The organism is Streptomyces sp. NPDC127100 (assembly GCF_042724095.1).
Classification (GTDB): domain Bacteria; phylum Actinomycetota; class Actinomycetes; order Streptomycetales; family Streptomycetaceae; genus Streptomyces.
Genome location: NZ_JBHXFL010000001.1, coordinates 189,580 through 216,550, shown reverse-complemented (window position 1 = coordinate 216,550; position 26,971 = coordinate 189,580). Strand labels below are relative to the sequence as shown.

The following is a 26,971-nucleotide window of genomic DNA, read 5'->3' as shown; positions in this document are numbered from 1 at the left end:
GGACGCCCGATGAGCGGGCGTGCGGGAGGGGAGCGGCCATGGGGCCCGGTACGGCGGTACGTTGGCGGCGGCGCGCGGGAAGAGCACGCAGGGCCGCACTGGCGGCACTCGTCGCCGGTGCCGTGGCGTTCCCCCTCTCCGCCGCCGCGCGGCCCGGGATCCCCGCCCCGCCGCCCGCCGTGCTGGCCGCCCCGACGGCGGACACGCTGGCGGACGTCTACGCCGCCAACCGGGCCAACGCGGCCGAGGCGGCCCGGATGGCCGGCGCCCACGGCGACCGTCACCGCGCGGCGGCGGACCGCTCGCTGGCCGGCCCGGCCCGGCAGCTGCTCGCCTTCGACGGCCGGGGCGCCGGTCTGGCCACGGAGGTCCTCGGCGACCTGGCCCACGCCGACCGCGTCGCCGTCCTGGTCCCCGGCTCCGACACCGGCCTCGACACCTACGGCCGGTTCCGCGCCGCCGCCCTCGCCCTGCACCGGCAGCTCGTCGTGCGGGCGCCGGACGGCACCCGCACGGCGGTCGTGGCCTGGCTCGGCTACCGGACACCCGGCACCGTCAGCACCGCGGTCGCCACGACCGGCCGCGCCGACGAAGCCGCCCCGGAGCTGCGCGGCCTGGTCGGCGACCTGCGCGGCGTCACCGGCCCCCGCGCCCGGGTGAGCCTCGTCTGCCACTCCTACGGCTCGGTCGTCTGCGCCCGTGCCGCCGCCGGCCTGGACGTCGCCGACATCGCCCTGGTCGGCAGCCCCGGCACCGGCGCCGGCTCCGCCGCGGGCCTGGGCACGAGCGCCCGGATCTGGGCGGCGCGGGGCGCCGACGACTGGGTGGAGAACGTCCCGCACGTCAGCGCCGGGCTGTTCGGCACGACCGTCGGCTTCGGCACCGACCCGGTCTCCCCGGCGTTCGGCGCCCGGGTCTTCGACGCCGGCGACGGCGGCCACAGCGACTACTTCGACGCCGGTTCCCGCTCCCTTGCCAACCTGGCCCGGATCGTCCTGGGCGAGACCACGGAGGTGACCCGTGACTGACCCGGGGCGACCGGCCGGGACCGGTGTCCGCGAGGCCGTGCGGCTCACCGCCGCCCGGATCGACGCGGCGACGCCCGCGAGCAGGGACCGCGCGGTCGACGCGCTGCGCGCCCTCGCCGTCCTCGGCGTCGTCCTCGGCCACTGGCTGGTGACGGCCCTGGTGTCCGGCGGCGGCGGCCTGCACACCGCCAGCCCCCTCCAGCACATGCCCCGGCTGGCCCCGGTGTCCTGGGCCTTCCAGACCCTCGCCGTGTTCTTCCTGGTCGGCGGGCACGTGGCCACCCGTGGCTGGGCCGCGGCCCGGGACCGGGGCACACCGTACCGGCGGTGGCTGGCCGCCCGGCTGGGCCGGCTGTTCCGGCCGGTCGTGGCCGTCCTCGCCCTGTGGACGGTGACGGCGGCCCTGCTGTTCCTGACCGGCGCCGACCACGGGACGGCCCGTACGCTGGTCAAACTGGCCCTGTCCCCGCTGTGGTTCCTGCTGGTCTTCGCCGCGCTGACCGCCGCGACGCCGCTGCTGGCCCGGCTGCACCCGCTGTGGCCGCTGGTCGTCGTCCTCCACGTCGACCTGCTGCGCTTCGGCCTCGGCGGCCCGTCCTGGCTCGGCTGGATCAATCTCGCCGCGGGCTGGGCGGTGCCCTACACGCTCGGCGCCGCCTGGACCCGCGGGGAGCTGGAGCACCGCAGGGCCGGCTGGATCCTGCTCGCCGGCGGGACGGCGGCGACCGCGGCACTCGTCGCCGGGGCGGGTTACCCGGCGTCCATGGTCGGCGTCCCGGGCGCGGCCGTCTCGAACCTGAACCCGCCGACGCTGGCCGCCGTCGCCTTCGGTCTGGCCCAGTGCGGCCTCGCCCTGCTGCTGCGCGGACGGCTGCGCCGCGCGCTGCGGCGGCCGGTGGCCTGGGCGGCGGTGGCACTGGTCAACCTCTTCGCGATGACGGTCTTCCTGTGGCACCAGACGGCCATGATGGCGACCACCGCCACCGGTCTCCTCGCGGGCCGGCTGCCCGGACTGCACACGCCGCCCGACGGACCGGGCTGGATCGCGGCCCGGCTCGGCTGGCTGCCGGTCTTCGCACTGGCCCTGGGCGTCTGCTGGGCGGCCTTCCACGCCTTCGAGCGCGGCAACGGCCGGCGCCGCTCGCGCGTCGTCCGCACCCACCGCCCGCGGACCCGGGCGACGACGAAGGGGGCCCGTCATGTCTAGGCTGGGCGGCGTGAGATCCGGGGGGAACGAGCGTGCGACCGGCGCGCGCGGGCTGAGGGTGCTGCGCGACGACCTGTGGACCTGGCGTACGGACCCGCTGCCGCCGTCGGTGTGGCTGCGCTGGGTCCCGCACGGCATCGTCTGCCTGGCCGCGCTCGGGGTGCTGCTCGGCGACGCGGCCCAGCTCGGCGAGGGCGGCGGGACCGACCCCTCCGCCCGGTCCGGGGCGGGCGGCGGTATCGATCCCCTGCTCGCCTTCCTGATAGCCGTCGCCGAGGCCGGCGCCATGGTCCTCGCGCTGTGGCGGCCGGTCGCGGCGTGGTGGCTGTCGACGGCGGCCATGCTGGTGGGGGCCTTCGCGGTGCGGGCGGAGATGACCGCGGGCGGACCGAAGTTCACCTGGCCCTGGACGGCCGCCGGACTCATCGCGCACCTGTTCGTCCTGTTGCTGCTCGCCCTGCGGGTCCACACCCGGGTGCCCCTGGAGGCGCTCGCCCTGAGCGTGCTGGCCACCTACGTCGTGCAGGGCGTGGTGGGGGCGCCGGACTACCAGCCGACCGGCCTGCTCGCCGTCATCCTGTTCGCGGTCGCCACGGTGCTCGGCATCGCCCTGCGCGGCCGCCGCGAGGCCCGCACGCAGCTCGCGGAGCAGACCTCGCTCACCGCCGAGGAACGCGCCCGGCGCACCCTGCTGGAGGAGCGCAGCCGCATCGCCCGCGAGCTGCACGACGTCGTCGCCCACCACATGTCCGTCATCTCCATCCAGGCCCAGGTCGCCCCCCACCTCGTCGCGGACCCGCCGGACGAGCTGAAGGAGAACCTCGCCGGCATCCGGCAGAACGCCCTGGAGGCGCTGACCGAACTGCGCCGGGTCCTCGGCGTGCTGCGCTCCGAGGATCCCGACGCCCCCGGGACGGCGCCCGACCGGAGCGGTACCGCCCCGCACGCCCCGCAGCCCACGCTCGACCGGCTCGACGCGCTGGTGGAGAACACCCGGGCCGCCGGACTGACCGTGACCGCCGGGCAGGACGGCCGGCGCCGGCCGCTGCCGCCCGGCGTGGAGCTGTCGGCGTACCGGATCGTGCAGGAGGCGCTCAGCAACGTCCTGCGGCACGCGCCGGGCGCGACCGCCCGGGTCCACCTCACGCATCTGCCGGCCGGGCTGCGCGTCGACGTCTCCAACACCCCGCCCACGCGGGCCCCGGCGCCGTCGCAGGGGGCGGGACACGGGCTGCTCGGCATGCGGGAGCGGGTGGCGATGCTCGACGGCACCCTCGAGGCGCGGCGGCTGCCCGACGGCGGCTACCGGGTGACCGCGTTCCTGCCCGCCGACGGCCAGGACCTCTCCACCGGCCACTCCACCGACCACTCCACCGAGGACGACACCCCATGACGACCGGCAGCCACGGCCGTGTGATCCGCGTACTGATCGCCGACGACCAGCAGATGGTCCGGCAGGGCTTCACCGTGCTGCTCAACACCCAGCCCGACATCGAGGTGGTCGGGCAGGCGGTGGACGGCCTGGACGCCGTGGCCAAGGTCGCGGAACTCGCCCCGGACGTCGTCCTGATGGACATCCGCATGCCCGAACTGGGCGGCATCGAGGCCACCCGCCGGATCACCACGGCGACCCCCGGGATCAGGGTGCTCGTGCTGACCACCTTCGACCTGGACGAGTACGTGTACGAGGCGCTGCGGGCCGGCGCGTCCGGGTTCCTGCTGAAGGACGCGTCCGCCGACCAGCTCGCCGAGGCGGTCCGGGTGGTGGCGGCCGGGGACGCGCTGCTCGCGCCGGGCATCACCCGGCGGCTGCTCACCGAGTTCTCCCGGCTGCGCGACCGGCCCCGGGCCCCGCTGAAGGAACGGGTCGGCGGCCTGACGGAGCGGGAGACCGAGGTGCTGGCCCTGATCGCGCAGGGCCTGTCGAACGCGGAGATCGCCACGCGGCTGGTCGTCGCCGAGCAGACGGTGAAGACGCACGTGGGCCGGATCCTGGTGAAGCTGGGGCTCAGGGACCGGACGCAGGCGGCGGTGTTCGCGTACGAGTCGGGTCTGGTGCGGCCCTCCGGGTACTGAGCGGCCGGGCCCGTAGTACCTGAGACGGACGCCGGAGAACCCTTCTCACTGCTGACGACCGCGGTCCGGGCCGCGCCTACCGTTTACCGGGTGACCGAGACGACCCAGACACGGACCGTCCCCTCCGGGAGTGGCGGCGTGCGCAGCCCCGAGTACCGGCTGGCCATGGACGCCCTGAGCGGACTGCGCCAGGACCTGTTCCACGACGCCTTCGCCTGCCGTCCGCTGCCGCCGATGGCGACGGACGGCCCGCTGACCCGTCGGCTCACCGGCAGGTCGCGGGGGTACGCCGCCCGCCTGCCGCACTCGGTGGTGGCGGCCGTGGCCCTGATCGCGATGTTCGGCGGGTCCGTCGCCGACGGCTCCCTGACCGGGCCGGTGGCCCTGCTGAGCGGGCTGGTGTGCGCGGCACCGGTGCTGGCCACGCTGTTCCGGCCGGTCGGCGCCTTCTGGATGTCGATGGCGGCGACGCCGCTGGTCGCGCTGCTGGACGGCAGCCTGGGCGAATGGCCGTGGCAGCCCGGCGCGTTCATCTGCCACCTGGCGGTGCTGGTGATCGTGGCGATACGCACCCGGCCCCGCACCGCCGCGTGGATGTGGGTGCTCACCGCCGCCTACGCCTTCGTCGTGCAGACCCTGATCGGCGACGGCGAGTTCAACACCTCCGCGCCCATGCTGGTGCTCTCCGCCCTGGCCCTGCTGCTGGTCGCCGTCCGGCACGTCCGCCGCGAGGCCCGGCAGGAGGTGACCGCGCAGCGATCCGTCACCGCGCACGAGCGGTCCCGGCGCACCCTGCTGGAGGAGCGCACCACCATCGCCCGGGAGCTGCACGACGTGGTCGCCCACCACATGTCGGTGGTCGCCATCCAGGCCGAGGCCGCGCCCTACCGGGTGGAGCATCCGCCCGAGGAGCTGGAGCGGGCCTTCGCCACCATCCGGGAGAACGCGGTGGCGGCCCTGACCGAGCTGCGCCGGGTCCTCGGTGTGGTCCGCGCCGAGGACTACGAGGCGCCGGACGCCCCGCAGCCCACGCTCGCCGACCTGGACGCACTGCTCGCCAACGTGCGCGACGCGGGCCTCGCCGTCGACCGGGCGGTGACCGGCGCGGTGCGCGAACTGCCGCCCGGCGTGGAGCTGTCGGCGTACCGGATCGTGCAGGAGGCGCTCAGCAACACCCTGCGGCACGCGCCCGGCGCCACCGCCCGCGTCGAGGTCTCCTACGTCCTGGGCGGCCTGGGCCTCAGGATCGTCAACGACCCGGCGCCCGAACCGTCCCTGGTCAAGCCCTCGCCCGGCGCCGGGCACGGCATCACCGGCATGCGGGAGCGGGTGTCGATGCTGAACGGCGAGATGACGGCCGGCCCGACCGGCGACGGCGGGTACGAGGTGGCGGTGTTCCTGCCGGTCACCGCCGTGAGCGAAGGTGACGCATGACCGACCGCACGATCCGGGTCCTGATCGCCGACGACCAGATGATGGTGCGCGAGGGCTTCTCGGTCCTGCTGAACGCGATGCCCGACATCGAGGTCGCCGGCGAGGCGGTCAACGGCCGGGACGCGGTCGAGAAGGTCCGCGAACTCTCCCCGGACGTCGTCCTGATGGACATCCGCATGCCCGAGCTGAACGGCATCGAGGCCACCCGGCGGATCATCGCCGCGGACGGCGCGGCGAAGGTGCTCGTGCTGACCACCTTCGACCTGGACGAGTACGTGTACCAGGCGCTGCGCGCGGGTGCCTCCGGCTTCCTCCTCAAGGACGCCTCGGCCCGCCAACTGGCCGACGGGGTCCGGGTGGTGGCGGCCGGCGAGGCGCTGCTCGCCCCGTCGGTCACCAAGCGCCTGATCACCGAGTTCTCCAAGCTGTCCGACGGTCCCCGCGCGCTGCCGTCGGCGCACGGGGCGTACGGCGACCTCACCGACCGGGAGACGGAGGTGCTGGTGCTGATCGCGCAGGGCCTGTCGAACGGGGAGATCGCCGAGAGCCTGGTGGTCGCCGAGTCGACGATCAAGACGCACGTCAGCCGGATCCTGGTGAAGCTCGGCCTGAGGGACCGCACCCAGGCGGCCGTCTTCGCCTACGAGGCCCGCCTGGTGACCCCGGGCTGAACGGCGGCCCTGGTCAGGGACGGTCCGGCCGCGCTAGCGTCCGGCCATGGCAGCCTTCGATCCGTGGAGTGCGGACTTCGTCGCCGACCCCTACCCCGCCTTCGCCGAGCTGCGGGCCCGGGGCCGCGTGCACTACTACGAGCCCACCGACCAGTGGCTGGTCCCGCACCACGCGGACGTCTCGGCGCTGCTGCGCGACCGCCGGCTGGGCCGCACCTACCGGCACCGTTTCACCCACGAGGACTTCGGCCGCACCCCGCCCCCGCCGGAGCACGAGCCGTTCCACACGCTCAACGACCACGGCATGCTCGACCTGGAGCCGCCGGACCACACCCGTATCCGGCGCCTGGTGTCGAAGGCGTTCACCCCGCGCACGGTGGAGCGGCTGCGGCCCTACGTGCATGCGCTGGCCGACCGCCTGGTGGCCCGGCTGGTCGCGGCGGGCGGCGGCGACCTGCTGACCGACGTGGCGGAACCCCTGCCGGTCGCGGTGATCGCCGAGATGCTGGGCATCCCGGAGTCCGACCGGGCGCCGCTGCGCCCCTGGTCGGCGGACATCTGCGGGATGTACGAGCTGAACCCGTCCGGGGAGACGGCGGCGAAGGCGGTCCGCGCGTCGCTCGACTTCTCCGACTACCTGCGCGGACTGATCGCGGCCCGCCGCGCGGAGCCGGGCGACGACCTGATCTCGGGTCTGATCGCGGCGCACGACGGGGACGACGACCGCCTCACCGAGCAGGAGATGATCTCGACCTGCGTCCTGCTCCTGAACGCGGGCCACGAGGCCACGGTGAACGCGACGGTCAACGGCTGGCTGGCCCTGTTCCGCCACCCGGACCAGCTGGCGGCGCTGCGCGCGGACCACTCGCTGATCCCCTCCGCCGTGGAGGAGCTGATGCGCTACGACACCCCGCTCCAGCTCTTCGAACGCTGGGTGCTGGACGACATCGAGATCGACGGGACGACGATCCCGCGCGGCGCGGAGATCGCGATGCTGTTCGGCTCCGCCAACCACGACCCGGCCGTCTTCACCGCCCCGGACCGCCTCGACCTCACCCGCCGCGACAACCCCCACATCTCCTTCAGCGCGGGCATCCACTACTGCATCGGCGCCCCCTTGGCCCGCATCGAGCTGGCGGCCTCGATGACCGCCCTGCTGACCCGTGCCCCGGCCCTGACCCTGGCCGGGGAACCGAAGCGCAGGCCCAACTTCGTCATGCGTGGCTTGAAAGCCCTGCACGTAACCACGTAACCCACCCCGGCGTCCCGGCCAACGAAGCCGCGGGCAGTCGTGCCTCCCCCAGTGCCTGAAGGGCCTGGGAGGTACCCCCAGGGCGGCACGGGTGGGCGGTGGGGGTCCCCCCGCTCGAGCGAAGCCGAGAGTGGGGGAGGCACCGGCAAGCGCCGGCCCGCGCACCCACCCCGCCGCGCACCGACGCCCGGTCACCCCGCGACGTCCCGGCGCCGCAGCCCCGCGAGCCCCACGCCCACCAGCACCCCCGCGAGCAGCGTCAGCACCAGCACCGGCGGCCAGCTCATCGCCCCGCCCGGCACCTTCGGCAGATGCCCGAACGGCGACAGACCGAGCACCCCCCGGGGCACGTCCAGCGCCGGCCCGACCCACCCGAGCAGCAGCACCGCCCCCGCGACCCCCCACGCGGCCACCGCCCCCCGCGGCAGCACCCCGTGGAGCAGCACCGCCACCCCGCCGACCACCCACACCGCGGGCACCTGCACCAGACACGCGCCCAGGACCGCCCCGGCGTCCCTGCCGTACCCGGCGGCGAAGCCGAGCCCCGCGAGCAGCATGAGGAGGGCCGCGCCGCCGAAGGCGATCACCAGGTGCCCGGCGGCCCACCGCAGCCGGCCCACGGCCCCGGCGAGCACCGGTTCCGCCCTTCCGGACGTCTCCTCACCGCTCAGCCGCAGCACCGACGCCACCACGTACAGCGCGGCGACCAGCCCGAGCATCCCGACCATCGCCGACACGAACGCGTCCGCCGGCCCGGCCTGCCCGCCCATCCGCTCGACGACCGCGCGGGCCCGCTCGTTGTCACCGACCAGATCGGCCGCACCCTCCGTCAGCCCGCCGTAGACGACCCCGGCGAGGAGGAACCCGGCGCTCCAGCCGAGCACGCCGCCCCGCTGGAGCCGCCAGGCCAGCGCGCCGGCCGTGGCCAGGCGGCCGTGCGCCGGGCCGGGCCGGGCCGGCAGGAAGCTCATGCCGAGGTCCCGGCGCCCCGCCAGCCCGTAGGCCACCGCGCCCTGTGCCACGGCCGCGCAGCCGATCAGCGCCGGCACCCACCACCGCTCGGCGGCGAACGCCCGCAGGTTCTCCAGCCAGCCCAGCGGCGACAGCCACGTCAGCACCGACGAGCCGTCGTGCTCGGCCGCGTCGCCCGCCGCGCGCAGGACGAAGGCGGCGCCCAGCACGGACGCGGTCAGCCCCCGGGCGAGCCGCGCGCTCTCCGTGAGCTGTGCGACGACCGCCGCCGCCGTGGCGAAAACCATCCCGACGCCCGCGATCCCGAGGCCGAGGGCCACCGCGCCGGCCGCTCCCCGCCTGGCCAGCCCGGCGGCCACCAGGACCGCCAGGACGCCGTTCGCGACCGCCGCCGCCAGCAGGGCCGCGGTCAGCGGGGCTCGGCGGCCGACCGCCCCGGACGCGACCAGCTCCTGCCGGCCGCTCTCCTCCTCGTCGCGGGTGTGGCGGACGACGACCAGCAGGCTCATGACGGCCGCGAGGACGGCGGCGTAGACGCCGACGCGCCAGGCCGTGAGCGCGCCGAGCGAGTCGTCGAAGACGGGGCCGACCATCGCGCGCAGGGAGGCGTTGGTCTCCGTCTGCCGCACCAGACCGGCGCGCTCGGCCGGGGTGCCGTACAGGCCCTGGAGGGTGCCCGGCATGGAGAGCACCATGAGCGCGTTCACCCCGGCCCAGACGGGGATCAGCACCCGGTCGCGGCGCAGGGCGAACCGCAGCAGCGTCCCGGTGCCGGCCAGGTGGCGGGAGCCGCCGGACCGGGCGGCGAAGGCCGTGGTGGCGGTCGTGGTGGTCATCGCGGTGCCACCTCCCCGGCCGCCCCGGCGCGGTAGTGCCGCAGGAACAGCTCCTCCAGCGTCGGCGGCGTCGACGTCAGCGACCGCACGCCGGACTCGGTCAGGGACCTGAGCACCGCGTCCAGCCGGTCGTTGTCGACCTGGAGCCGCACCCGGCGTCCCCGGACGTCGAGGCCGTGCACGCCCGGCAGCCGGGCCAGCCCGTCCGGGGCGCCGGCGAGTTCCGCGGTCACGCTGGTCCGGGTCAGGTGGCGCAGGTCGGCGAGCGAACCGCTCTCCACGGTCCGCCCCCTGCGGATGATGCTGACCCGGTCGCACAGCTCCTCGACCTCGCTCAGCAGGTGGGAGGAGAGCAGGACCGTGCGGCCCCGGTCCCGTTCCTCGGCCACGCACCGCTGGAAGACCTCCTCCATCAGCGGGTCGAGACCGCTGGTCGGCTCGTCGAGGATCAGCAGGTCCACGTCCGAGGCGAAGGCGGCGACCAGCGCGACCTTCTGCCGGTTGCCCTTGGAGTACGTACGGCCCTTCCTGGTCGGGTCAAGTTCGAACCGCTCGACCAGTTCCGCCCGGCGCCGGGTGTCGAGGCCGCCGCGCAGCCGCCCGTAGAGGTCGATGACCTCGCCGCCGGAGAGGTTGCGCCACAGCGTCACGTCGCCGGGCACGTACGCGATCCGGCGGTGGGCCTCCACGGCGTCGGCCCACGGGTCGCGGCCGAGCACCTGCGCGGCGCCCGAGTCGGCGCGCAGCAGGCCGAGCAGGACGCGGATGGTGGTGGACTTCCCGGCCCCGTTCGGGCCGAGGAAGCCGTGGACCTCGCCGGCCTCGACGTCCAGGTCGAGGCCGTCCAGCGCGTGCGTCCGGCCGAACGACTTGTGCAGTCCGGAGACGCTGATTGCCTTCGTCATGATTCGGAAAGTACGCTTCGTTCAGAAGTTTGTGAAGTTAAGAAACCGTCAGGGTCGTGAGGGATGATCGGACGATGACGGAAGAAGCGGATGCGAGGGAGCCGGGGCGCGACCCCGAGGCGGTGTCGAGATTCGTGGAGGGCTTCGCCGCGCAGCTCGTCGAGGCCGGGATGCAGCGCATGCCGGCCCGGGTGTTCGCCGCGCTGCTCGCCTCCGACTCGGGCTCCCTGACCTCCGCCGAACTGGGCGAGCAGCTCCGGGTCAGCCCCGCTGCCGTCTCGGGGGCCGTCCGTTACCTCGCCCAGCAGCACATGGTGTCGCGGGAGCGGGAACCCGGCTCCCGGCGGGAGCGGTACCGGGTGCACAGCAACCAGTGGTACGAGGCGCTGACCAGCCGCGAGGCGGTCCTCAAGCGGTGGGAGAGCGCCCTGCGCGAGGGCGTCACCAGCCTCGGCGCCGGCACTCCGGCGGGCCGTCGCATGGCCGAGACGCTCGCCTTCTTCGAGTTCGTCGACGGCGAGATCGTGGCCATGATGGAGCGCTGGCGCGAGCACCGCGAGAGGACCTTCGGCCCCGGCTAGGCCACCGGGCGGGCCCCCCGGCCTCACTCCGGCAGGGTCAGCCCCCACGCCCCCTCCCGCGCCACCCACGTCCGCGTCCGCACCGGGCCCGACACCACCGCGTCGGCCCGGTACCGGTAGTGCGCCCCCGACACCGTCACCGTCCGCCCCGTCGCCGTCAGCGGTGCCGTCTCCGCGCCCGCCGGCAGCGGACGCACCTCCACCTCGGCCAGCCCCCCGGACCCCGGCAGGACCGACACCGCCTCGACCGGCCGGTCCAGGTCCACCAGCGTGACCCCGTCGACCTCCACCCGCAGCCGGGCCGGGCCGGCCGTGCCGGGTCCGGCGGCGACCCGGGCCGGCCGCGCGGGGGCCAGCGTCCGGACCAGGGACTGGCAGGTCCGCAGCCAGGGCCGGGCCATCGCGTGCGCCCCGGTGTCGGCCTCCGCGTCCTCGCGCCCCGGGGCCGGCGGAATGCCCACCTCGCCCAGCACCACCCCGTCGCTGTCGTCGACGAGCAGGTCGAGCCGCCGCACCGCCCCGTCCAGCACCGCCCGCGCCGCCGCCACCGCGCCCGTCGGCAGCCCGAGCGACCGGGCGAGGCCGAGCACCGGCCCCACCGGCACCACCGACAGCGCGCACCCCGCCAGCTCCCGCTGCCGGTGCAGCAGCGTGACGGCCCGCAGCAGCGCCCGGTCGTCGCCGATCACGACGGGGTGCCGGGAACCCCGCCTCCGCAGCGCCCGCGCGAACTCCTCCGGGTCCTGGGGCAGGCACACCTTGGTGTGCGCCACTCCCGCGCCGAGCACGTCCTTCGCGATCCGGACGGACTCGCCGTCCGTCCGCCGGGCGACCGGATCGACGACCACCAGAAGCTGATCGGGCGTCGCGGATGATCTCGCGGAAGTCGCCACCTCGGCCATGCCTCGCTTCCTCGGGTAGCATCTTTGTGCAAGAGCCCCTTGCGCTATTGCGCCAGGGGCTTCGTCTATTCCGGGGCATCCGGTCCGACGGTTGGCGGCCAACGACGGTCGCGGTGCACGCGGCGGAGACCTCCGCGTACGCCCTCGACCATGGACATGCCCCGCCCGGAAGGGGTGTACGCGCGTGCCCGCACTTGTGCTGCTCGGTGCTCAGTGGGGTGACGAAGGCAAGGGAAAGGCGACGGACCTGCTCGGTGGTTCCGTCGACTATGTGGTGCGCTACCAGGGCGGCAACAACGCCGGCCACACGGTAGTCGTGGGCGACCAGAAGTACGCCCTTCACCTGCTCCCTTCCGGAATCCTGTCTCCCGGCTGCACGCCGGTCATCGGTAACGGCGTCGTCGTCGACCCGTCGGTCCTGTTCTCCGAGCTGAGCGGGCTGAACGAGCGAGGCGTCGACACGTCCAAGCTCCTGATCAGCGGTAACGCGCACATCATCACGCCGTACAACGTCACCGTCGACAAGGTGACGGAACGCTTCCTCGGCAAGCGCAAGATCGGCACCACCGGACGCGGCATCGGCCCGACCTACGCCGACAAGATCAACCGCGTCGGCATCCGCGTCCAGGACCTCTACGACGAGTCGATCCTCACCCAGAAGGTCGAAGCGGCGCTCGACGTCAAGAACCAGATGCTCACCAAGCTCTACAACCGGCGCGCGATCGCCGTCGACCAGGTGGTCGGAGAGCTGCTGGGCTACGCGGAGAAGCTCCGTCCGTACGTCGCCGACACGGTCCTGGTCCTCAACCAGGCCCTGGAGCAGGACAAGGTGGTCCTCTTCGAGGGCGGCCAGGGCACGCTCCTCGACATCGACCACGGCACGTACCCCTTCGTGACCTCGTCGAACCCGACCGCGGGCGGCGCCTGCACCGGCGCCGGCGTGGGCCCGACGAAGATCAGCCGGGTCATCGGCATCCTCAAGGCGTACACGACCCGCGTCGGCGCCGGCCCGTTCCCGACGGAGCTGTTCGACGAGGACGGCGAGGCGCTGCGCCGCATCGGAGGCGAGCGCGGTGTCACCACCGGCCGCGACCGCCGCTGCGGCTGGTTCGACGCGGTGATCGCCCGCTACGCCACCCGCGTGAACGGCCTGACCGACTTCTTCCTCACCAAGCTCGACGTCCTCACCGGCTGGGAGCAGATCCCGGTCTGCGTGGCGTACGAGATCGACGGCAAGCGCGTCGAGGAGCTGCCGTACTCGCAGTCCGACTTCCACCACGCGAAGCCGGTCTACGAGATGCTGCCGGGCTGGAGCGAGGACATCAGCAAGGCGAAGACCTTCGCCGAACTGCCGAAGAACGCGCAGGCCTACGTCAAGGCGCTCGAGGAGATGTCCGGCGCCCCGATCTCCGCGATCGGCGTGGGCCCGGGCCGGACCGAGACGATCGAGATCAACTCGTTCCTCTAGGCCCACCGGGTCCTCCCGGCTGCCGTTCGGCCCTCCCGGCCGGGCGGCAGCCCCCGGCACGGTGTGGGATCGGGGACATGACCGACCGCGACCGTGCCGCTTCCTGCCAGGGCCCGTACGGTGCCGAGGGCGACCCCGGGAGCTGCGGCGACCCCGTCCGCTTCGAGGTCGCCCGGCACCGCCGGGCACCGCTGAGGGTGTGCCCCGTGCATCTGGGACCGTCGCTGCTGCTGGCCGAAGGCGTGCTCTGGCCACCGGGGATTTCCCTGGTCCGCTGACCTTGGGCGCCGTGCCGGGCCGAGGGGCACGGGCCTCCCGGCGGGCATAGGCTGGCCGTACACGGCGCGTCGGCAGGAGAAGGTGAGTGCGATGCGCGTGATGCTCAAGGCGACGCTGGACACGGAGCGGGCCAACGAGCTCGTCCGCAGCGGCAGGATGTCCGACGTGATGCGGGAGACCCTCGAGCACATCAAGCCGGAGGCGGCGTACTTCGGCGCCCTGGACGGCCGGCGGACGGCGCTGCTCTTCTTCCACATGCAGGACAGCTCGGAACTCCCCGCGCTCAACGAGCGGTTCTTCACCGAGATGAGCGCCGAGGTCGAGGTCTGCCCGATCATGAACGGCGACGACCTGGCGAAGGGGCTCTCGCAGATGCGCTGAGCCGCGCCGGCCGGTCCGGCCGGTCAGCTGAAGACGATCATCGACCCCTGGGCCAGGCTCCGCGTGGCCGCCGCGTGCAGCCCCAGCCACACATGGCGCTCACGGGCGAAGGGGCTGGGATCGTACGGCGCCGCCACGGCGGGCTCCTCCAGCTCCGTCGGGGCGAGCGGCGGCTGCGGCGTGGCCGGCGGGTTGGCCGGATCGATGCCGAGGGCCGGGGCGACGGCCTCCAGTTCCCGCAGGAGGGTGTGCGACGACCCCAACGGGCCGCCGTTCTCGAGGAGTTCGTCGCTGGACAGCGGATGCGGGAAGTCGACCGGGACGTAGGCCCCCGCGTGGTCGTAGTGCCAGACCAGGTGCGACTGCTGGGCCGTCGCCTCGAACATCTCCAGCAACTGCTCGTAGTCCCCGCCGAGTTCGTCCACCGGAGTCACCGGCAGCCCGCACACCTGGAGCAGGTACGCCCGGCGCAGGAAGTGCAGCGCGTCGTAGTCGAAGCCGGCGACCGGGGCGACCTCGCCGGACAGGCCCGGCATGTACTGGTACACCGGCACCGGCGGCAGGCCCGCCTCGGCGAGCACCTTGTCGTATTGCGCGAGTTCCTCGGCGAACGGGTTGTCCGGCGTGTGGCACAGGATGTCGACGAGCGGTACCAGCCACAGGTCACAGGCCAAAAGAGGGCTCCTCACACAGCACGGTGGTCAAGGAAGCGTAGTCGGTGCGCGGTACGTGCAGGTCCCATACCCATCTGGGGACGCGGCACGACACGTCGGCGCCGGTCGTCCCGCCGGATTCGCCGGCCGCTCATTCCCCGGTGATCCGCTCGATGAGGGCGAGGGAGTGGGCGTTGTAGGCGTCGACGACGGCGCGGGCGGCCGGGGCGTCGCGGCGGGCGAGGGCGTCGACCAGCTCGGTGTGCCCGGACCACAGGGCACCGCGCGGGTCGCCGAGCCGGCGCAGGTGCCGCACGGTGCACACCCAGCTCTGCAGGCGCAGCCGGTGCAGGAAGTCGGACAGGTAGGGGTTGCCGAACAGGAGCGCCAGTTCCCGCCAGTAGCGCAGGTCGTAGCCGATGAGGACGGTGAGGTCCCCGGCCACGGCGGCGCGCCGGGCCTCCTCGCCGCGCCGGCGCACCCCCGAGAGGGCGGCGACGAGCCGCTGGCCCGAGGGAAAGCGCAGGCCCTGGTGGTCCTCGTCGAGGGCGACGAACATCCCGTCGGTGACGAGGCTGCGGGCCTCGATCATGGCGCGGAAGTCGGCGACGGAGTACTCGTGCACGCGGAAGCCGCGGTGGTGGTCGGTGTCGAGGAGCCCCTGTGCGGACAGGTCGACCAGGGCCTCGCGCACGGGCGTCGCGGACACCCCGTACTGCTCGGCGATCTCCTTGACGGTGAACTCCTGCCCGGGCAGGAGCCGTCCGGCCAGCACCTCGTCGCGGAGCGCGTCGGCGATCTGGCGCCGCAGGGTGCTGCGCGTCACGGCGCCGCTGGGGCCGGGCATGGTCGAACGTCTCCTCGTAGGGTGCGGGCGCGTGCTCGTACACCTGTCCAGCGTGTACGAGCACGTCACCTTACGCGCCCCGGGGACCCGCGAGGCCGGCCGTACGGCGGGGCTTACTCCGTGTACTCGTCCGCCACGGACAGTGCCCTGTCCAGCGCCGCCAGGCCCTCCTTGAGCTCCGCCTCGCCGATGTTGCACGGCGGCACCACGTGGGTCCGGTTCATGTTCACGAACGGCCACACGCCGTGGGCCTTGGCGGAGGCGGAGAACGCGGCCATCGGGGTGTTGTCCTGGCCGGTCGCGTTGTACGGCACCAGCGGCTCCCGGGTCTCCCGGTTCCTGACCAGCTCCAGCGCCCAGAACATGCCGGTGCCGCGCACGTCGCCGACGCTGGGGTGGCGCTCGGCCAGGTCCCGCAGCGCGGGCTCGACGACCTCGGCGCCGAGCCGTGCCGCGTGCTCGACGATGCCCTCCTCCGCCATCACGTTGATCGTGGCGACGGCGGCGGCGCAGGCCAGCGGGTGCCCGGAGTACGTCAGCCCGCCGGGGTACGGCCGCTCGGCGAACGTCTCGGCGATCCGTGCGGAGATCGCGACGCCGCCCAGCGGGACGTAGCCCGAGTTCACGCCCTTGGCGAAGGTCATCAGGTCCGGCACGACGTCGTAGAGGTCCGCGGCGAACCAGGTGCCGGTGCGCCCGAAGCCGGCCATGACCTCGTCCAGGACGAAGACGATCCCGTACTTGTCGCAGAGCTCGCGCACCCCGGCCAGGTAGCCGGCCGGCGGCATCATGATCCCCGCCGTGCCCGGGATCGTCTCCAGGATGATCGCCGCGATCGTCGCCGGGCCCTCGAAGACGATCGTCGACTCCAGGTGCTCCAGCGCCCGCTCGCACTCCTGCTCCTCGGTCTCGGCGTAGAAGCGCGAGCGGTACAGGAACGGCGCCCAGAAGTGCACGACACCGGCCGTGCCGCTGTCCGAGGCCCAGCGGCGCGGGTCGCCGGTGATGTTGACGGCCTGCTGGGTGCCGCCGTGGTACGAGCGGTACGCCGACAGCACCTTCGGCCGCCCGGTGTGCAGCCGCGCCATGCGCACGGCGTGCTCGACGGCGTCCGCACCGCCGTTGGTGAAGAAGATCTTGTCCAGGTCGCCCGGCGTCCGCCCGGCGATCAGCCGCGCGGCCTCCGCGCGTGCCTCGACGGCGAACGCGGGCGCGAACGTCGTCATCCGCGCTGCCTGCTCCTGGATCGCGGCGACGACCTTGGGGTGCTGGTAGCCGATGTTGGTGTAGACGAGGCCGCTGGCGAGGTCGAGGTAGCGCTTGCCGTCGTAGTCCCAGAAGTACGACCCCTCGGCGCCCGCGACGGCGAGCGGGTCGATGAGCTCCTGGGCGGACCAGGAGTGGAAGACGTGCGCGCGGTCCGCGGCCTTCACGGCGGCGCCGGCCTGGGGATTGGGCTGAAGGGTCATGCGGCCGAGGGTAGATGTCCGCGATGCGGAAACGGAATCGGCGTCCTGTCTGCGGTCGGGGGCTTTCCACGACAGGTTGTCCACGCGGCGCGGACCGGGCCGCCGCCTCGCGCGCGCCTGTTACGGAACCGTAGACACGATGTCCGCGCCCCGCGGCGCCGCCCCGCACTATCCTCGGGATGTTGCTCACGTGCGGGGGGAAGGCGGCGCAACATGCAAGAGCTCGGGGGCGGGGACCCGCTGGGGGTTCCCCCAGGCGGTCAGCACTGGGGGAGCATCGGGGGCTACCGGCTGCTGGGGCGGCTCGGTGCGGGCGGCATGGGCCAGGTCTACCTCGCCCGGTCGGACCGCGGGCGCACCGTCGCCGTCAAGCTGGTGCGCGAGGAACTGGCCGCGCAGGAGGAGTTCCGCCAGCGGTTCCGCCAGGAGGTCGAGTCCGCGCGCCGGGTCGGCGGGTACTGGACGGCGCCCGTGCTGGACGCCGACACCGAGGCCGCCGTGCCGTGGGTCGCCACCGGATACGTCGCCGGGCCCAGCCTCCAGCAGGTCGTCGGGCACGACCACGGCGCCCTCCCGGAGCGCTCGGTACGGATCCTGGCGGCCGGGCTCGCGCACGCCCTCCAGGACATCCACGCCGCCGGGATCGTGCACCGCGACCTCAAGCCGTCCAACGTGCTCGTCACCATCGACGGCCCCCGCGTCATCGACTTCGGCATCGCGCGGGCCCTGGAGACGGTGACCGACGGCGGGCTCACCCGCACCGGCGCGCTCGTCGGCTCGCCCGGCTTCATGGCGCCCGAGCAGGTGCGCGGCGACCGGATCACGCCCGCCTGCGACGTCTTCTGCCTCGGCTCGGTCCTCGCCTACGCCGCCACCGGCGTCCTGCCCTTCGGCACCGCCAACAGCGGCGTGCACGCGCTGATGTTCCGCATCGCGCAGGAGGAACCCGACCTGGAGGGCGTGCCCGAGGGCATCGCCGACCTGGTCCGCGACTGCCTGAGGAAGGACCCGGCGGCCCGTCCCTCCCTCGCCGCGGTGCTGGAACGCACGGGCGCGCAGGACACCGTCTCGCAGGGCCGGTCCACGGACCCGTGGCTGCCCGGTGCGCTGGTGGCCCAGCTCGGCCGGCACGCGGTACGGCTGCTGGACACGGAGAACCCGGAGAACCCGTCGGACGCGGGAGTCGCGGGAGCCGCGGGAGGCGCGGTCCCGCCGGTACCGGCGTCGCCGCCCGCCGTGGGCTCCGCCGCGGCCGGGTCCGCCGCCGCGGCCGGGTCGCCGGGGCAGACACCCGCGGCCGGCTCCGGCGACCCCGCCCAGGCGCCGCCGCCCCCGCGGCAGCCGGGCAGCGGCGCGCCGACGAACCACCTCCCCACGCTCGTGGTGGGCGGCCCGGGCGCCCCGACGCCTCCGCCCGCGGGCCCCGCGCCCGGCCACCCGCAACCGCACCCCTCCCCGCCGCCCGCGCACGGCTACGCCCCGGCACCGCCCTGGTTCCAGCCGCCCGGGGCGCAGGGTGTGCCGCCGCACCACCCGTACGGCGGCCTCGGCTCGACCCCGCCCTACGGGCCGGCGCCCGGCGGCACCACGCCGTACGGACCGGCGCCCTACCCGCCTCCGCAGGAACCGTCCCGGAGGGGCCGCTCCACCGCGCTGCTGGCCGTCGTCGCCCTGGTCGTCGCGCTCGGAGCGGGCGGCTCGGTCTACGCGCTGATGAGCGGCGGCAAGGACGACGGGGCCGGCGGCGATCCGACGACCGCGTCGACCGCCCCCGGGACCCCGGGCACCGACACGGCCGGACCGGCCCCGACCGACGGCACGCCGAGCCCGGCGGACACCCCGACGTCCCCGGACGGCACGGTCCCGGCCGCGTACCTGGGCACATGGGCCACGACCATCGACAACGCCTCCGGCGTGCACACCCGCCGGCTGACCATCCAGCAGGGCGAGGTCGGCGACACGGTCATGTCCCTCGTCGCCGACGGACCCGCCGGCAACGGCACCTACCACTGCGTCTTCGAGGCCGACCTGACCACCGACCCGGGCACCGACGGCCCCCTGCGCCTCGGCCCCTCCACGGTGACGACGGGCCCGGCCTCCTCCTGCACCCCGGGAGAACCCACCGAGGTCACCGTCCAGCCGAACGGCACCCTCACCCGCACCAACACCACAACAGGGGAATCCCTGACCTACACCCCGGAGTAACCAGCCGCTGAGCCGCGCCCCACCACCCCGCCGGCCCCGGCTGCGGCCCACCACTCCGCGCCGCCCCAGCTGCGGTCATTCACACCGCCCCAGCTGCGGGCAGTCGTGCCGCTGGGGCGGCACGGGTGGGCGCAGCGGCACCCCGCAGCGCCGGGCAACGCGACCCACCCCCGCCCGCCATCAGCACAGGGCACCCCCGAACACCGGCCCACCGCAGGAACCCCCAGGCACCCGCCCCTCACCTCGGCTCGGGCGGCCGCTGCCGAGGCATGTTCGGCCGAGCCCCGTTCGGCGCCACGGAGAACCTCCCCGGCGCCCCCGCCCCCGCGTCCGGCCGCCCCGCACCGTCCCCCACCACCTGCAACCCCAACGGCGCCGCCCCGCTCCGGAAGCCCACCATCCAGTCGGCCGTCTCCGCCCGCACCAGCTCCGTCACGTCCTCCGTGAACCGCCGCAGCACCCCCAGGCACCGCTCGGCCGCCTCACTCGCCGTCCCGTCCGCCGGCCCCAGCACCTCCCGGACGCTCTCCGACGCCCAGTCGAACTGCAGCGCCTGCAACCGCCGCTGCACCGCCTGCGCCGTCGCCACGTCCCTCATCCACCCGGAGGTCACCCCGAAGTACCGGTCCCCGGCCACGCACGCCGCCCCGAGCAGCAGCGCGAGATACCCCCAGGGCGCGCCCCCGCCCGCGACCCCCGTCATGTCCAGCAGCGGCAGCACCGCCCCGGCGAGCGCCCCCACCGCGGTCCCGCCCCGCAGCAGCCGTGCCCCCCGCCGCTTCCACACCCGGTCCGTGAGATACCAGGCCGCCGTCTCCAGCGCGCCTCGCTCCACCCACCGGTACAGCTCGTCCAGCCGCTCCGCGGGCAGCGCCCAGTCGCCGAGCGGCAGCGCCCGTCCGGCCAGGTCGTCGCCCGGTAACGCCGCGGCCGCGGCAGGGCTCTCGCCGCGCGGCCCGTCCTGCGGCGGCCCCTCGGGCTGCATCTCCGGCTGACCCACCCGGCACTCCCTACTGATCACCGTCCGTGACGACGCCGCCGCGCTCGGGCGGCACCCGAGGCTGACGCGCCGGATCCTTCCTACCGCCCAATGGGTGGCGCGGAGCCGGTTTCGGCCGCTTCTCCGCCCGGAAGAGGGCCGTGATCAGGTAGAGGGCGCGCGCCACAGTCACTCGAAAGAGTGCTTGGGCGAGGGCCGCCCGGACCACGTAGGCTCGTGCCGAACGGGAAACAACCCGCCGCGGCGGCGCGGCGACAGCGGTGACAGGAGCTGAACGTGATCCCCGGTGGTGGCCAGCCCAACATGCAGCAGCTGCTCCAGCAGGCCCAGAAGATGCAGCAGGACCTCGCCAAGGCGCAGGAGGAACTGGCGCGGACGGAGGTCGACGGACAGGCGGGCGGGGGCCTGGTGCAGGCCACCGTCACGGGCTCCGGCGAGCTGCGCGGTCTCCGGATCGACCCGAAGGCGGTGGACCCGGAGGACACCGAGACCCTCGCCGACCTGATCGTCGCCGCCGTGCAGGCGGCCAACGAGAACGCGCAGAGCCTCCAGCAGCAGAAGCTGGGCCCCCTCGCCCAGGGCCTGGGCGGCAGCGGCATCCCGGGTCTGCCTTTCTAAGACGGGCCGGGGACCTCTACCGTACGTAGTGCAGGAACCTCAGGAAGGACGGCAGTCCGTTGTACGAAGGCGTGGTCCAGGACCTCATCGACGAGCTGGGGCGGCTGCCCGGCGTCGGTCCCAAGAGCGCGCAGCGGATCGCCTTCCACATCCTCCAGGCGGAACCGACCGACGTCCGGCGCCTCGCCCAGGCGCTCATGGAGGTCAAGGCGAAGGTCCGCTTCTGCGCGACCTGCGGGAACGTCGCGCAGGAGGAGCGGTGCAACATCTGCCGCGACGCGCGCCGTGACCCCTCCGTCATCTGCGTGGTGGAGGAGCCGAAGGACGTCGTCGCCATCGAGCGCACCCGCGAGTTCCGCGGCCGTTACCACGTGCTCGGCGGCGCGATCAGCCCGATCGACGGAGTGGGCCCGGACGACCTGCGGATCCGTGAGCTGCTCGCGCGCCTGGCGGACGGCACGGTCACGGAACTGATCCTGGCCACGGACCCGAATCTGGAGGGCGAGGCCACGGCCACGTATCTCGCCCGCATGATCAAGCCCATGGGCCTCAAGGTCACCCGCCTGGCCAGCGGCCTCCCTGTGGGTGGCGACCTGGAGTACGCGGACGAGGTGACCCTCGGCCGCGCCTTCGAGGGGAGACGACTCCTAGATGTCTGACGCCACGCTGCACGCCACCGACCAGAACCCCGACGACTTCGCGGTCCAGATCGCCGACCAGATCGAGAGCTTCCTGGTCGCGGTCACGGAAGTGGCCAAGGGCGACGAACCGGACTCGGCCGTCCCCTTCCTCCTCCTGGAGGTCTCCCAGCTCCTGCTGGCCGGCGGGCGCCTGGGCGCCCACGAGGACATCGTCCCCGACGAGCGGTACGAGCCCGACCTGGGCCCGGAGCTGGACGTGGACGAGCTCCGCGAGAACCTCGCCCGTCTCCTCGAACCGATCGATGTCTACTCCGAGGTCTTCGACCCCTACGAGCCGCGCAGGGCCCCTGTCCCGGCCCGCGTCTCCGACGACCTCACCGACGTCATCACCGACCTCCGCCACGGCATGGCCCACTACAGGGCGGGCCGCACCACGGAGGCCCTGTGGTGGTGGCAGTTCTCCTACTTCTCCAACTGGGGCTCCACGGCCTCGGCGACCCTGCGGGCGCTCCAGTCGGTGGTCGCCCACGTCCGTCTGAACCAGCCCCTCGAGGAGCTGGACGGTCTCGACACCGACCAGGACCTCGGCGACGACGCCCTGGAGCGGGAGGCCGGCCGGGTCATGGTGCAGGAGATCGCGGGCCCCCTGGGCCTCCGCCCGGTCAAGTAGGAGCACCCGCCCGAGAGGGCGAAGCAGGCGTGCGGGACGTGCCGGTCGGGGCCCACCATGGCTCTTGTGAACGTGTGACACAGGGCACTTTCCCGAGTGACCCGGGCCCTCCTGGGCATGAGCCAGCCTGAGCGAGTACCCGGTCTCACCATGCGATACCGCAAGGGGGGATTTCGGACGCTCGATAGAATGAACCGACCGCAGTACAGGTACGTACGTGCGGAAACAGACGGATGAGCGAGGAGCGCACGTGGGCCTTGTCGTGCAGAAGTACGGAGGCTCCTCCGTAGCCGATGCCGAGGGCATCAAGCGCGTCGCCAAGCGGATCGTGGAAGCGAAGAAGAACGGCAACCAGGTGGTCGCCGTCGTTTCCGCGATGGGCGACACGACGGACGAGCTGATCGATCTCGCGGAGCAGGTTTCCCCGATTCCTGCCGGGCGCGAGCTCGACATGCTGCTGACCGCCGGAGAGCGTATCTCCATGGCCCTGCTGGCCATGGCGATCAAGAACCTGGGGCACGAGGCCCAGTCGTTCACCGGCAGCCAGGCAGGTGTCATCACCGACTCGGTCCACAACAAAGCCCGGATCATCGACGTCACGCCGGGCCGCATCCGCACCTCGGTGGACGAGGGCAACATCGCCATCGTGGCCGGCTTCCAGGGCGTCAGCCAGGACAGCAAGGACATCACCACGCTCGGCCGGGGCGGCTCGGACACCACGGCCGTCGCGCTCGCCGCCGCGCTCGACGCGGACGTCTGCGAGATCTACACCGACGTCGACGGCGTGTTCACCGCCGACCCGCGCGTGGTGAAGAAGGCGAAGAAGATCGACTGGATCTCCTTCGAGGACATGCTGGAGCTCGCCGCCTCCGGTTCCAAGGTGCTCCTCCACCGCTGCGTGGAGTACGCCCGCCGGTACGACATCCCGATCCACGTGCGGTCCAGCTTCAGCGGACTGCAGGGCACATGGGTCAGCAGCGAGCCGATCAAGCAAGGGGAAAAGCAGGTGGAGCAGGCCCTCATCTCCGGAGTCGCGCACGACACGTCGGAGGCCAAGATCACGGTCGTCGGCGTGCCGGACAAGCCGGGTGAGGCGGCCGCGATCTTCCGGGCGATCGCCGACGCCCAGGTCAACATCGACATGGTCGTGCAGAACGTGTCCGCCGCCTCCACGGGCCTGACGGACATCTCCTTCACCCTGCCGAAGTCCGAGGGCCGCAAGGCCATCGACGCGCTCGAGCGCAACCGCCCCGGCATCGGCTTCGACTCCCTGCGCTACGACGACCAGATCGGGAAGATCTCGCTGGTGGGCGCCGGGATGAAGACCAACCCGGGCGTCACCGCCGACTTCTTCACCGCGCTGTCCCAGGCGGGCGTGAACATCGAGCTCATCTCGACCTCCGAGATCCGCATCTCGGTCGTCACCCGCAAGGACGACGTGAACGAGGCCGTGCGCGCCGTGCACACCGCCTTCGGGCTGGACTCCGACAGCGACGAGGCCGTCGTCTACGGAGGCACCGGGCGCTGATGTCCGACATCCCGGGCGCCGGGCGCTCCGGACGGCCGACCCTGGCCGTCGTCGGAGCGACCGGCGCCGTCGGTTCGGTGATGCTCCAGATCCTGTCCCAGCATGCGGACATCTGGGGCGACATCCGTCTGATCGCCTCGCCCCGCTCGGCCGGCCGCAAGCTCGCCGTGCGCGGTGAGGAGGTCGAGGTGACGGCCCTGACCGAGGAGGCCTTCGACGGGGTCGACGTCGCCATGTTCGACGTTCCCGACGAGGTGGCCGCCCGGTGGGCGCCGGTCGCCGCCGCCAAGGGCGTGGTGGTGGTCGACAACTCGGGCGCGTTCCGGATGGACCCGGACGTGCCCCTCGTCGTGCCCGAGGTCAATCCGCACGCGGTGCGGATGCGGCCGCGCGGCATCGTCGCCAACCCCAACTGCACGACGCTGTCCATGATCGTGGCGCTGGGCGCGCTGCACGCCGAGTTCGGGCTGCGCGAGCTGGTCGTCTCCTCGTACCAGGCGGTGAGCGGGGCCGGGCGGGACGGCGTGGACACCCTGCGCCGGCAGCTGTCCCTCGTGGCCGGCACCGAGTTGGGGGTCCACCCCGGCGACGTGCGGCGGGCCGTCGGTGACGACACCGGGCCGTTCCCGGAGCCGGTCGCCCTGAACGTCGTCCCGTGGGCCGGGTCGCTGCGTGAGGACGGCTGGTCGTCGGAGGAGATGAAGGTGCGGGACGAGTCCCGCAAGATCCTCGGACTGCCGCGGCTGCCGGTGGCGGTTACGTGCGTACGGGTCCCCGTGGTCACCACGCACTCCCTGACCGTGCACGCCCGCTTCGAGGGCGAGGTCACCGTCGACCGGGCCCGCGAGATCCTGGCCACCGCGCCCGGCGTCGTCCTCTTCGACAACCCGGCCGCCGGTGAGTTCCCCACCCCCGCCGACGTGGTCGGCACCGACCCCACCTGGGTGGGCCGGGTGCGGCGGGCCCTGGACGACCCGACGGCGCTCGAGCTCTTCGTGTGCGGGGACAACCTGCGCAAGGGGGCCGCCCTGAACACCGCGCAGATCGCCGAACTGGTCGCGGCCGAGTTCGGCTGACCGGGCCGGCGCGCAAAAAGCCCTGGCCGCCGTGGGGTTGCTTTGTAGGATCCATGAGCGAGATGTGATCCGGAAGTCGGTCCGGACCACTTGTACCCGGCAGCCCTGACATCAGAGGATTTCCTCCCCGCCCTCCGCAACCGTGCGAAGGGCGGGGAGCGTCTTTGCGGTCACCCATCCAGGGCGCGGGGGCGCGCGACCGGCGCGGGGGCGCCGGGGGCGGGCGTGGGGACGCTCGTTCACATGGGACATAAGGGAAGAGCGGGACGATGAGGGCCTATGACGCACCGTCAGCCGGACACCTGCCCGGCGGACACGGGAACGTGACGCCCGGCACGTACAACCCTCACGGGGCCGGACGTGTCCAACTGGCGTGGCAGAGGTACTCGAATTCACCGCAGCGCGTGGTCCCGCCGTGCGGGCCCCCGTCCGGCCGGTCCGTCCCCGTGCGGCCGGCGCGGCCGGTGGCATGCCGGTGATCGCGCCGATGCCCGCTGCGCGGCCGGCCCGCATTCCGAATCAGCGTGACGGCGCCGAGGACGTCGTGGCGGCGGGCACCACCGTCGACCACCTCACCGAGACCTACCGCGCCCACTACCGGTCGCTGCTCGGTCTCGCCGCCCTCCTCCTCGACGACACCGCGTCCTGCGAGGACGTCGTCCAGGAGGCCTTCATCCGCGTCCACTCGGCGCGCAAGCGCGTGCGCGACCCCGAGAAGACGCTGGCCTACCTGCGGCAGACCGTCGTCAACCTCTCGCGCTCGGCACTGCGCCGCCGCATCCTCGGCCTCAAGCTGCTCTCAAAGCCCATGCCGGACATGGCGAGCGCGGAGGAGGGCGCCTACGACCAGCTGGAGCGCGACTCCCTGATCAAGGCGATGAAGGGACTCCAGCGCCGCCAGCGCGAGGTTCTGGTCCTGCGCTACTTCGCCGACATGACCGAGGCGCAGGTCGCCGAGACGCTCGGCATATCGCTGGGCTCGGTGAAGGCGTACGGATCGCGCGGCATCGCGGCGCTCCGGGTGGCCATGGAGGCGCCGGCATGAGCGGCGACGGCAACGAGGCACGGAGCGAGGCCCCCGAGGGCCGTGACGCCGACGACGCCCGCGAGGGACACGACGCCCACGAACCGGCCGAGCCGGCCGGGCACGAGCCGAAGCACACGCACGCTGGGAACGGAACTGTGAACGACGGCCCCGCCGACAAGGGCCCCGGCACCGGGGGCCCCGCCGGGCTCGCTGCCGACGAGCTGGCGCTGCGCAGGATGCTGCACAGCGCCGTGCGGGACATGGAGCCGAGCGACGGCACCCTGGACCACCTCCGCCGGGCGGTACCGGCGCGGCGGGCCCGCAAGCGCCAGGCCGCGGTCGGCATGGCCGCCGCCGCCCTGTTCATCGGCACGGCGGTCCCCGCCCTGGTCCACGTGACCAAGTCCACCGGCCCCGGTGCCGACCCGTCCGTGGCCGGCAACGCCTCGCAGGCGCAGGGCGGCACCAGCCAGGGGAAGGACCCGGCCGGCGGCGAGAGCGGCATCGCCGGCTCCTCCGGGAGCACCGAGGACAAGGAGAAGTCCGACCCGACGCAGCGGCCGAAGGACGAGGAGACCGGCGCCGCCACGGGTTCGGCCACCGGCGCCGGCCCCTCCGCGAGCAGTCCCGCGGACCTCCCGGCGTGCCTGGCGCAGCAGCTCGGCCCGGCCGTCGCGAGCAGCGCCGACCCCGACTCCGCGGGCGCCGTCTACGGCTCCTTCCGCGTCACCAACGTCTCCCCGGACAGCTGTACCGTCAGCGGTCCCGGCAGCGTGGCCGTCACCCCGCAGGGCGCGGCGGACCCGGCCAGGATCGGCACGGCCCGGCACGCGGCAGGCGACGCCGCGGCGGCGCTGCCCGACCCGTCGCTGGAGTCGGCCCCGCGGACGCTGGCGTCCGGCGCCTCCTACGAGGTGCGGTTCGCCTGGGTCCCCTCGGAGACCTGCCCGACCACCGGCGGCGGCACGGGAGGCGGCTCCGGCGATCCCACGCCCGACCCGACGCCCACCGGGGACCCGACCGCCACCACCGGCACCTCCACCGGCGGCGACACCGGCACCACGACCCAGCTGGTCACCACGGAGGGACCGGCCGAAGGCAGCGTGACGGTGTCCTACACCCCGGAGACGGGTTCGGGATCGGCCGCGGTCACGGTGCCCCACGCGTGCGCGGGGACCGTGTACTGGACGGGAGTGCTGGCCGGTACGTGACCGGCGGGCCGGGCGGCGACCCGCGCGTCCGTGC

General features: G+C 73.9%; 26 protein-coding genes. 19 read left to right on the top strand and 7 right to left on the bottom strand.

Annotation, left to right across the window (positions count from 1 at the left end; all coding sequences use genetic code 11):
- The first annotated feature begins 38 nt into the window (after window positions 1-38).
- From ACFWJB_RS01025 to ACFWJB_RS00995, 7 genes are read left to right on the top strand one after another with little or no spacing between them, the layout of a single operon-like run.
- Entirely contained in the window at window positions 39-1,028 is a 990-nt protein-coding gene (locus ACFWJB_RS01025; RefSeq protein ID WP_386919451.1) for an alpha/beta hydrolase, read from the top strand.
- Window positions 1,021-2,235: an acyltransferase gene (locus ACFWJB_RS01020; protein WP_386919449.1), complete on the top strand. Its 1,215-nt coding sequence runs from the start codon at window positions 1,021-1,023 to the stop codon at window positions 2,233-2,235. The genes ACFWJB_RS01025 and ACFWJB_RS01020 overlap by 8 nt, the downstream gene beginning before the upstream one ends.
- Window positions 2,228-3,628 (top strand): sensor histidine kinase, encoded by a 1,401-nt coding sequence (locus tag ACFWJB_RS01015; protein ID WP_386919447.1) that lies wholly within the window; start codon window positions 2,228-2,230, stop codon window positions 3,626-3,628. The genes ACFWJB_RS01020 and ACFWJB_RS01015 overlap by 8 nt, the downstream gene beginning before the upstream one ends.
- Window positions 3,625-4,311 (top strand): response regulator, encoded by a 687-nt coding sequence (locus tag ACFWJB_RS01010; protein ID WP_385468386.1) that lies wholly within the window; start codon window positions 3,625-3,627, stop codon window positions 4,309-4,311. Before ACFWJB_RS01015 ends, ACFWJB_RS01010 begins: the two co-directional genes overlap by 4 nt.
- A 51-nt stretch (window positions 4,312-4,362) precedes the next feature.
- Window positions 4,363-5,745: a sensor histidine kinase gene (locus ACFWJB_RS01005; protein ID WP_385468441.1), complete on the top strand. Its 1,383-nt coding sequence runs from the start codon at window positions 4,363-4,365 to the stop codon at window positions 5,743-5,745.
- A complete protein-coding gene (locus ACFWJB_RS01000; protein ID WP_385468389.1) occupies window positions 5,742-6,416 on the top strand; it encodes a response regulator in 675 nt (224 codons plus the stop codon). Before ACFWJB_RS01005 ends, ACFWJB_RS01000 begins: the two co-directional genes overlap by 4 nt.
- A 46-nt stretch (window positions 6,417-6,462) precedes the next feature.
- On the top strand, window positions 6,463-7,668 hold the full coding sequence (locus ACFWJB_RS00995) for a cytochrome P450 (protein WP_386919444.1): 1,206 nt from the start codon (window positions 6,463-6,465) through the stop codon (window positions 7,666-7,668).
- 191 nt (window positions 7,669-7,859) lie between these two features.
- Here ACFWJB_RS00995 and ACFWJB_RS00990 read toward each other — a convergent pair whose 3' ends face one another.
- Window positions 7,860-9,476 (bottom strand): ABC transporter permease, encoded by a 1,617-nt coding sequence (locus ACFWJB_RS00990; RefSeq protein WP_386919442.1) that lies wholly within the window; start codon window positions 9,474-9,476, stop codon window positions 7,860-7,862.
- Window positions 9,473-10,381, bottom strand: a complete 909-nt coding sequence (locus tag ACFWJB_RS00985) for an ATP-binding cassette domain-containing protein (RefSeq protein ID WP_386919440.1) — start codon at window positions 10,379-10,381, stop codon at window positions 9,473-9,475. The genes ACFWJB_RS00990 and ACFWJB_RS00985 overlap by 4 nt, the downstream gene beginning before the upstream one ends.
- Before the next feature lie 74 nt (window positions 10,382-10,455).
- Here ACFWJB_RS00985 and ACFWJB_RS00980 point away from each other — a divergent pair, with 74 nt between their 5' ends.
- Window positions 10,456-10,962, top strand: coding sequence for a GbsR/MarR family transcriptional regulator (locus ACFWJB_RS00980; protein ID WP_386919438.1), 507 nt, complete (start codon window positions 10,456-10,458; stop codon window positions 10,960-10,962).
- A 23-nt stretch (window positions 10,963-10,985) separates the two neighbouring features.
- Here ACFWJB_RS00980 and ACFWJB_RS00975 read toward each other — a convergent pair whose 3' ends face one another.
- A complete protein-coding gene (locus ACFWJB_RS00975) occupies window positions 10,986-11,864 on the bottom strand; it encodes a diacylglycerol kinase family protein (protein WP_385468403.1) in 879 nt (292 codons plus the stop codon).
- 184 nt (window positions 11,865-12,048) lie between these two features.
- On the opposite strand from ACFWJB_RS00975, the gene ACFWJB_RS00970 reads away from it, so the two are divergent.
- The 3 genes from ACFWJB_RS00970 (at window position 12,049) to ACFWJB_RS00960 (ending at window position 13,992) form a co-directional block, all read left to right on the top strand.
- Window positions 12,049-13,332 (top strand): adenylosuccinate synthase, encoded by a 1,284-nt coding sequence (locus tag ACFWJB_RS00970; RefSeq protein ID WP_385468406.1) that lies wholly within the window; start codon window positions 12,049-12,051, stop codon window positions 13,330-13,332.
- A gap of 77 nt (window positions 13,333-13,409) precedes the next feature.
- Window positions 13,410-13,610, top strand: coding sequence for a hypothetical protein (locus ACFWJB_RS00965; protein WP_385468408.1), 201 nt, complete (start codon window positions 13,410-13,412; stop codon window positions 13,608-13,610).
- A gap of 91 nt (window positions 13,611-13,701) precedes the next feature.
- Window positions 13,702-13,992, top strand: a complete 291-nt coding sequence (locus tag ACFWJB_RS00960) for a hypothetical protein (RefSeq protein ID WP_385468411.1) — start codon at window positions 13,702-13,704, stop codon at window positions 13,990-13,992.
- A gap of 23 nt (window positions 13,993-14,015) precedes the next feature.
- On the opposite strand, the gene ACFWJB_RS00955 is transcribed toward ACFWJB_RS00960, so the two are convergent.
- The 3 genes from ACFWJB_RS00955 to ACFWJB_RS00945 form a co-directional block, all read right to left on the bottom strand.
- Window positions 14,016-14,666 carry a hypothetical protein gene (locus tag ACFWJB_RS00955; protein WP_385468414.1) on the bottom strand — a complete coding sequence of 217 codons (651 nt, stop codon included), beginning with the start codon at window positions 14,664-14,666 and terminating at the stop codon, window positions 14,016-14,018.
- Window positions 14,667-14,796: 130 nt separating this feature from the next.
- Window positions 14,797-15,492: a GntR family transcriptional regulator gene (locus tag ACFWJB_RS00950; protein ID WP_385468417.1), complete on the bottom strand. Its 696-nt coding sequence runs from the start codon at window positions 15,490-15,492 to the stop codon at window positions 14,797-14,799.
- 113 nt (window positions 15,493-15,605) lie between these two features.
- The gene (locus ACFWJB_RS00945; protein ID WP_386919435.1) at window positions 15,606-16,961 is read right to left on the bottom strand and encodes an aspartate aminotransferase family protein; all 1,356 of its coding nucleotides are present in this window, start codon (window positions 16,959-16,961) and stop codon (window positions 15,606-15,608) included.
- A gap of 213 nt (window positions 16,962-17,174) precedes the next feature.
- Here ACFWJB_RS00945 and ACFWJB_RS00940 point away from each other — a divergent pair, with 213 nt between their 5' ends.
- Window positions 17,175-19,166 (top strand): protein kinase, encoded by a 1,992-nt coding sequence (locus tag ACFWJB_RS00940; protein WP_386919433.1) that lies wholly within the window; start codon window positions 17,175-17,177, stop codon window positions 19,164-19,166.
- Between the two features lie 238 nt (window positions 19,167-19,404).
- Here the strand turns inward: ACFWJB_RS00940 and ACFWJB_RS00935 are convergent, their stop codons facing one another.
- The gene (locus ACFWJB_RS00935; protein WP_386919431.1) at window positions 19,405-20,166 is read right to left on the bottom strand and encodes an SLATT domain-containing protein; all 762 of its coding nucleotides are present in this window, start codon (window positions 20,164-20,166) and stop codon (window positions 19,405-19,407) included.
- A 276-nt stretch (window positions 20,167-20,442) separates the two neighbouring features.
- Between ACFWJB_RS00935 and ACFWJB_RS00930 the strand changes: the two genes are divergently transcribed.
- From ACFWJB_RS00930 to ACFWJB_RS00900, 7 genes are all read left to right on the top strand, one after another.
- Window positions 20,443-20,784, top strand: a complete 342-nt coding sequence (locus ACFWJB_RS00930; RefSeq protein ID WP_385468429.1) for a YbaB/EbfC family nucleoid-associated protein — start codon at window positions 20,443-20,445, stop codon at window positions 20,782-20,784.
- Window positions 20,785-20,843: 59 nt separating this feature from the next.
- Window positions 20,844-21,443 carry a recombination mediator RecR gene (gene recR / locus ACFWJB_RS00925; protein WP_385468432.1) on the top strand — a complete coding sequence of 200 codons (600 nt, stop codon included), beginning with the start codon at window positions 20,844-20,846 and terminating at the stop codon, window positions 21,441-21,443.
- Entirely contained in the window at window positions 21,436-22,095 is a 660-nt protein-coding gene (locus ACFWJB_RS00920) for a DUF5063 domain-containing protein (RefSeq protein WP_385468435.1), read from the top strand. The genes recR and ACFWJB_RS00920 overlap by 8 nt, the downstream gene beginning before the upstream one ends.
- A 250-nt stretch (window positions 22,096-22,345) precedes the next feature.
- On the top strand, window positions 22,346-23,623 hold the full coding sequence (locus tag ACFWJB_RS00915) for an aspartate kinase (RefSeq protein ID WP_385468438.1): 1,278 nt from the start codon (window positions 22,346-22,348) through the stop codon (window positions 23,621-23,623).
- The gene (locus tag ACFWJB_RS00910) at window positions 23,623-24,699 is read left to right on the top strand and encodes an aspartate-semialdehyde dehydrogenase (protein ID WP_386919428.1); all 1,077 of its coding nucleotides are present in this window, start codon (window positions 23,623-23,625) and stop codon (window positions 24,697-24,699) included. Before ACFWJB_RS00915 ends, ACFWJB_RS00910 begins: the two co-directional genes overlap by 1 nt.
- 469 nt (window positions 24,700-25,168) lie before the next feature.
- On the top strand, window positions 25,169-25,744 hold the full coding sequence (locus tag ACFWJB_RS00905; RefSeq protein WP_289938324.1) for a SigE family RNA polymerase sigma factor: 576 nt from the start codon (window positions 25,169-25,171) through the stop codon (window positions 25,742-25,744).
- Window positions 25,741-26,937: a hypothetical protein gene (locus tag ACFWJB_RS00900; protein ID WP_386919421.1), complete on the top strand. Its 1,197-nt coding sequence runs from the start codon at window positions 25,741-25,743 to the stop codon at window positions 26,935-26,937. The genes ACFWJB_RS00905 and ACFWJB_RS00900 overlap by 4 nt, the downstream gene beginning before the upstream one ends.
- Window positions 26,938-26,971: the final 34 nt, after the last annotated feature.

Bases quoted from the DNA above. Each gene is read 5' to 3' on its own strand.
- ACFWJB_RS00960 (WP_385468411.1), top strand. From the start codon at position 13,702: ATGCGCGTGATGCTCAAGGCGACGCTGGACACGGAGCGGGCCAACGAG.
- ACFWJB_RS00940 (WP_386919433.1), top strand. From the start codon at position 17,175: ATGCAAGAGCTCGGGGGCGGGGACCCGCTGGGGGTTCCCCCAGGCGGT.
- ACFWJB_RS00905 (WP_289938324.1), top strand. From the start codon at position 25,169: ATGCCGGTGATCGCGCCGATGCCCGCTGCGCGGCCGGCCCGCATTCCG.
- ACFWJB_RS00950 (WP_385468417.1), bottom strand. From the start codon at position 15,492: ATGCCCGGCCCCAGCGGCGCCGTGACGCGCAGCACCCTGCGGCGCCAG.
- ACFWJB_RS00910 (WP_386919428.1), top strand. From the start codon at position 23,623: ATGTCCGACATCCCGGGCGCCGGGCGCTCCGGACGGCCGACCCTGGCC.
- ACFWJB_RS00985 (WP_386919440.1), bottom strand. From the start codon at position 10,381: ATGACGAAGGCAATCAGCGTCTCCGGACTGCACAAGTCGTTCGGCCGG.
- ACFWJB_RS00990 (WP_386919442.1), bottom strand. From the start codon at position 9,476: ATGACCACCACGACCGCCACCACGGCCTTCGCCGCCCGGTCCGGCGGC.
- ACFWJB_RS01025 (WP_386919451.1), top strand. From the start codon at position 39: ATGGGGCCCGGTACGGCGGTACGTTGGCGGCGGCGCGCGGGAAGAGCA.
- ACFWJB_RS00920 (WP_385468435.1), top strand. From the start codon at position 21,436: ATGTCTGACGCCACGCTGCACGCCACCGACCAGAACCCCGACGACTTC.
- ACFWJB_RS00975 (WP_385468403.1), bottom strand. From the start codon at position 11,864: ATGGCCGAGGTGGCGACTTCCGCGAGATCATCCGCGACGCCCGATCAG.
- ACFWJB_RS00900 (WP_386919421.1), top strand. From the start codon at position 25,741: ATGAGCGGCGACGGCAACGAGGCACGGAGCGAGGCCCCCGAGGGCCGT.
- ACFWJB_RS01010 (WP_385468386.1), top strand. From the start codon at position 3,625: ATGACGACCGGCAGCCACGGCCGTGTGATCCGCGTACTGATCGCCGAC.
- ACFWJB_RS01015 (WP_386919447.1), top strand. From the start codon at position 2,228: ATGTCTAGGCTGGGCGGCGTGAGATCCGGGGGGAACGAGCGTGCGACC.
- ACFWJB_RS00945 (WP_386919435.1), bottom strand. From the start codon at position 16,961: ATGACCCTTCAGCCCAATCCCCAGGCCGGCGCCGCCGTGAAGGCCGCG.
- ACFWJB_RS01000 (WP_385468389.1), top strand. From the start codon at position 5,742: ATGACCGACCGCACGATCCGGGTCCTGATCGCCGACGACCAGATGATG.
- ACFWJB_RS00980 (WP_386919438.1), top strand. From the start codon at position 10,456: ATGACGGAAGAAGCGGATGCGAGGGAGCCGGGGCGCGACCCCGAGGCG.
- ACFWJB_RS00995 (WP_386919444.1), top strand. From the start codon at position 6,463: ATGGCAGCCTTCGATCCGTGGAGTGCGGACTTCGTCGCCGACCCCTAC.
- ACFWJB_RS00965 (WP_385468408.1), top strand. From the start codon at position 13,410: ATGACCGACCGCGACCGTGCCGCTTCCTGCCAGGGCCCGTACGGTGCC.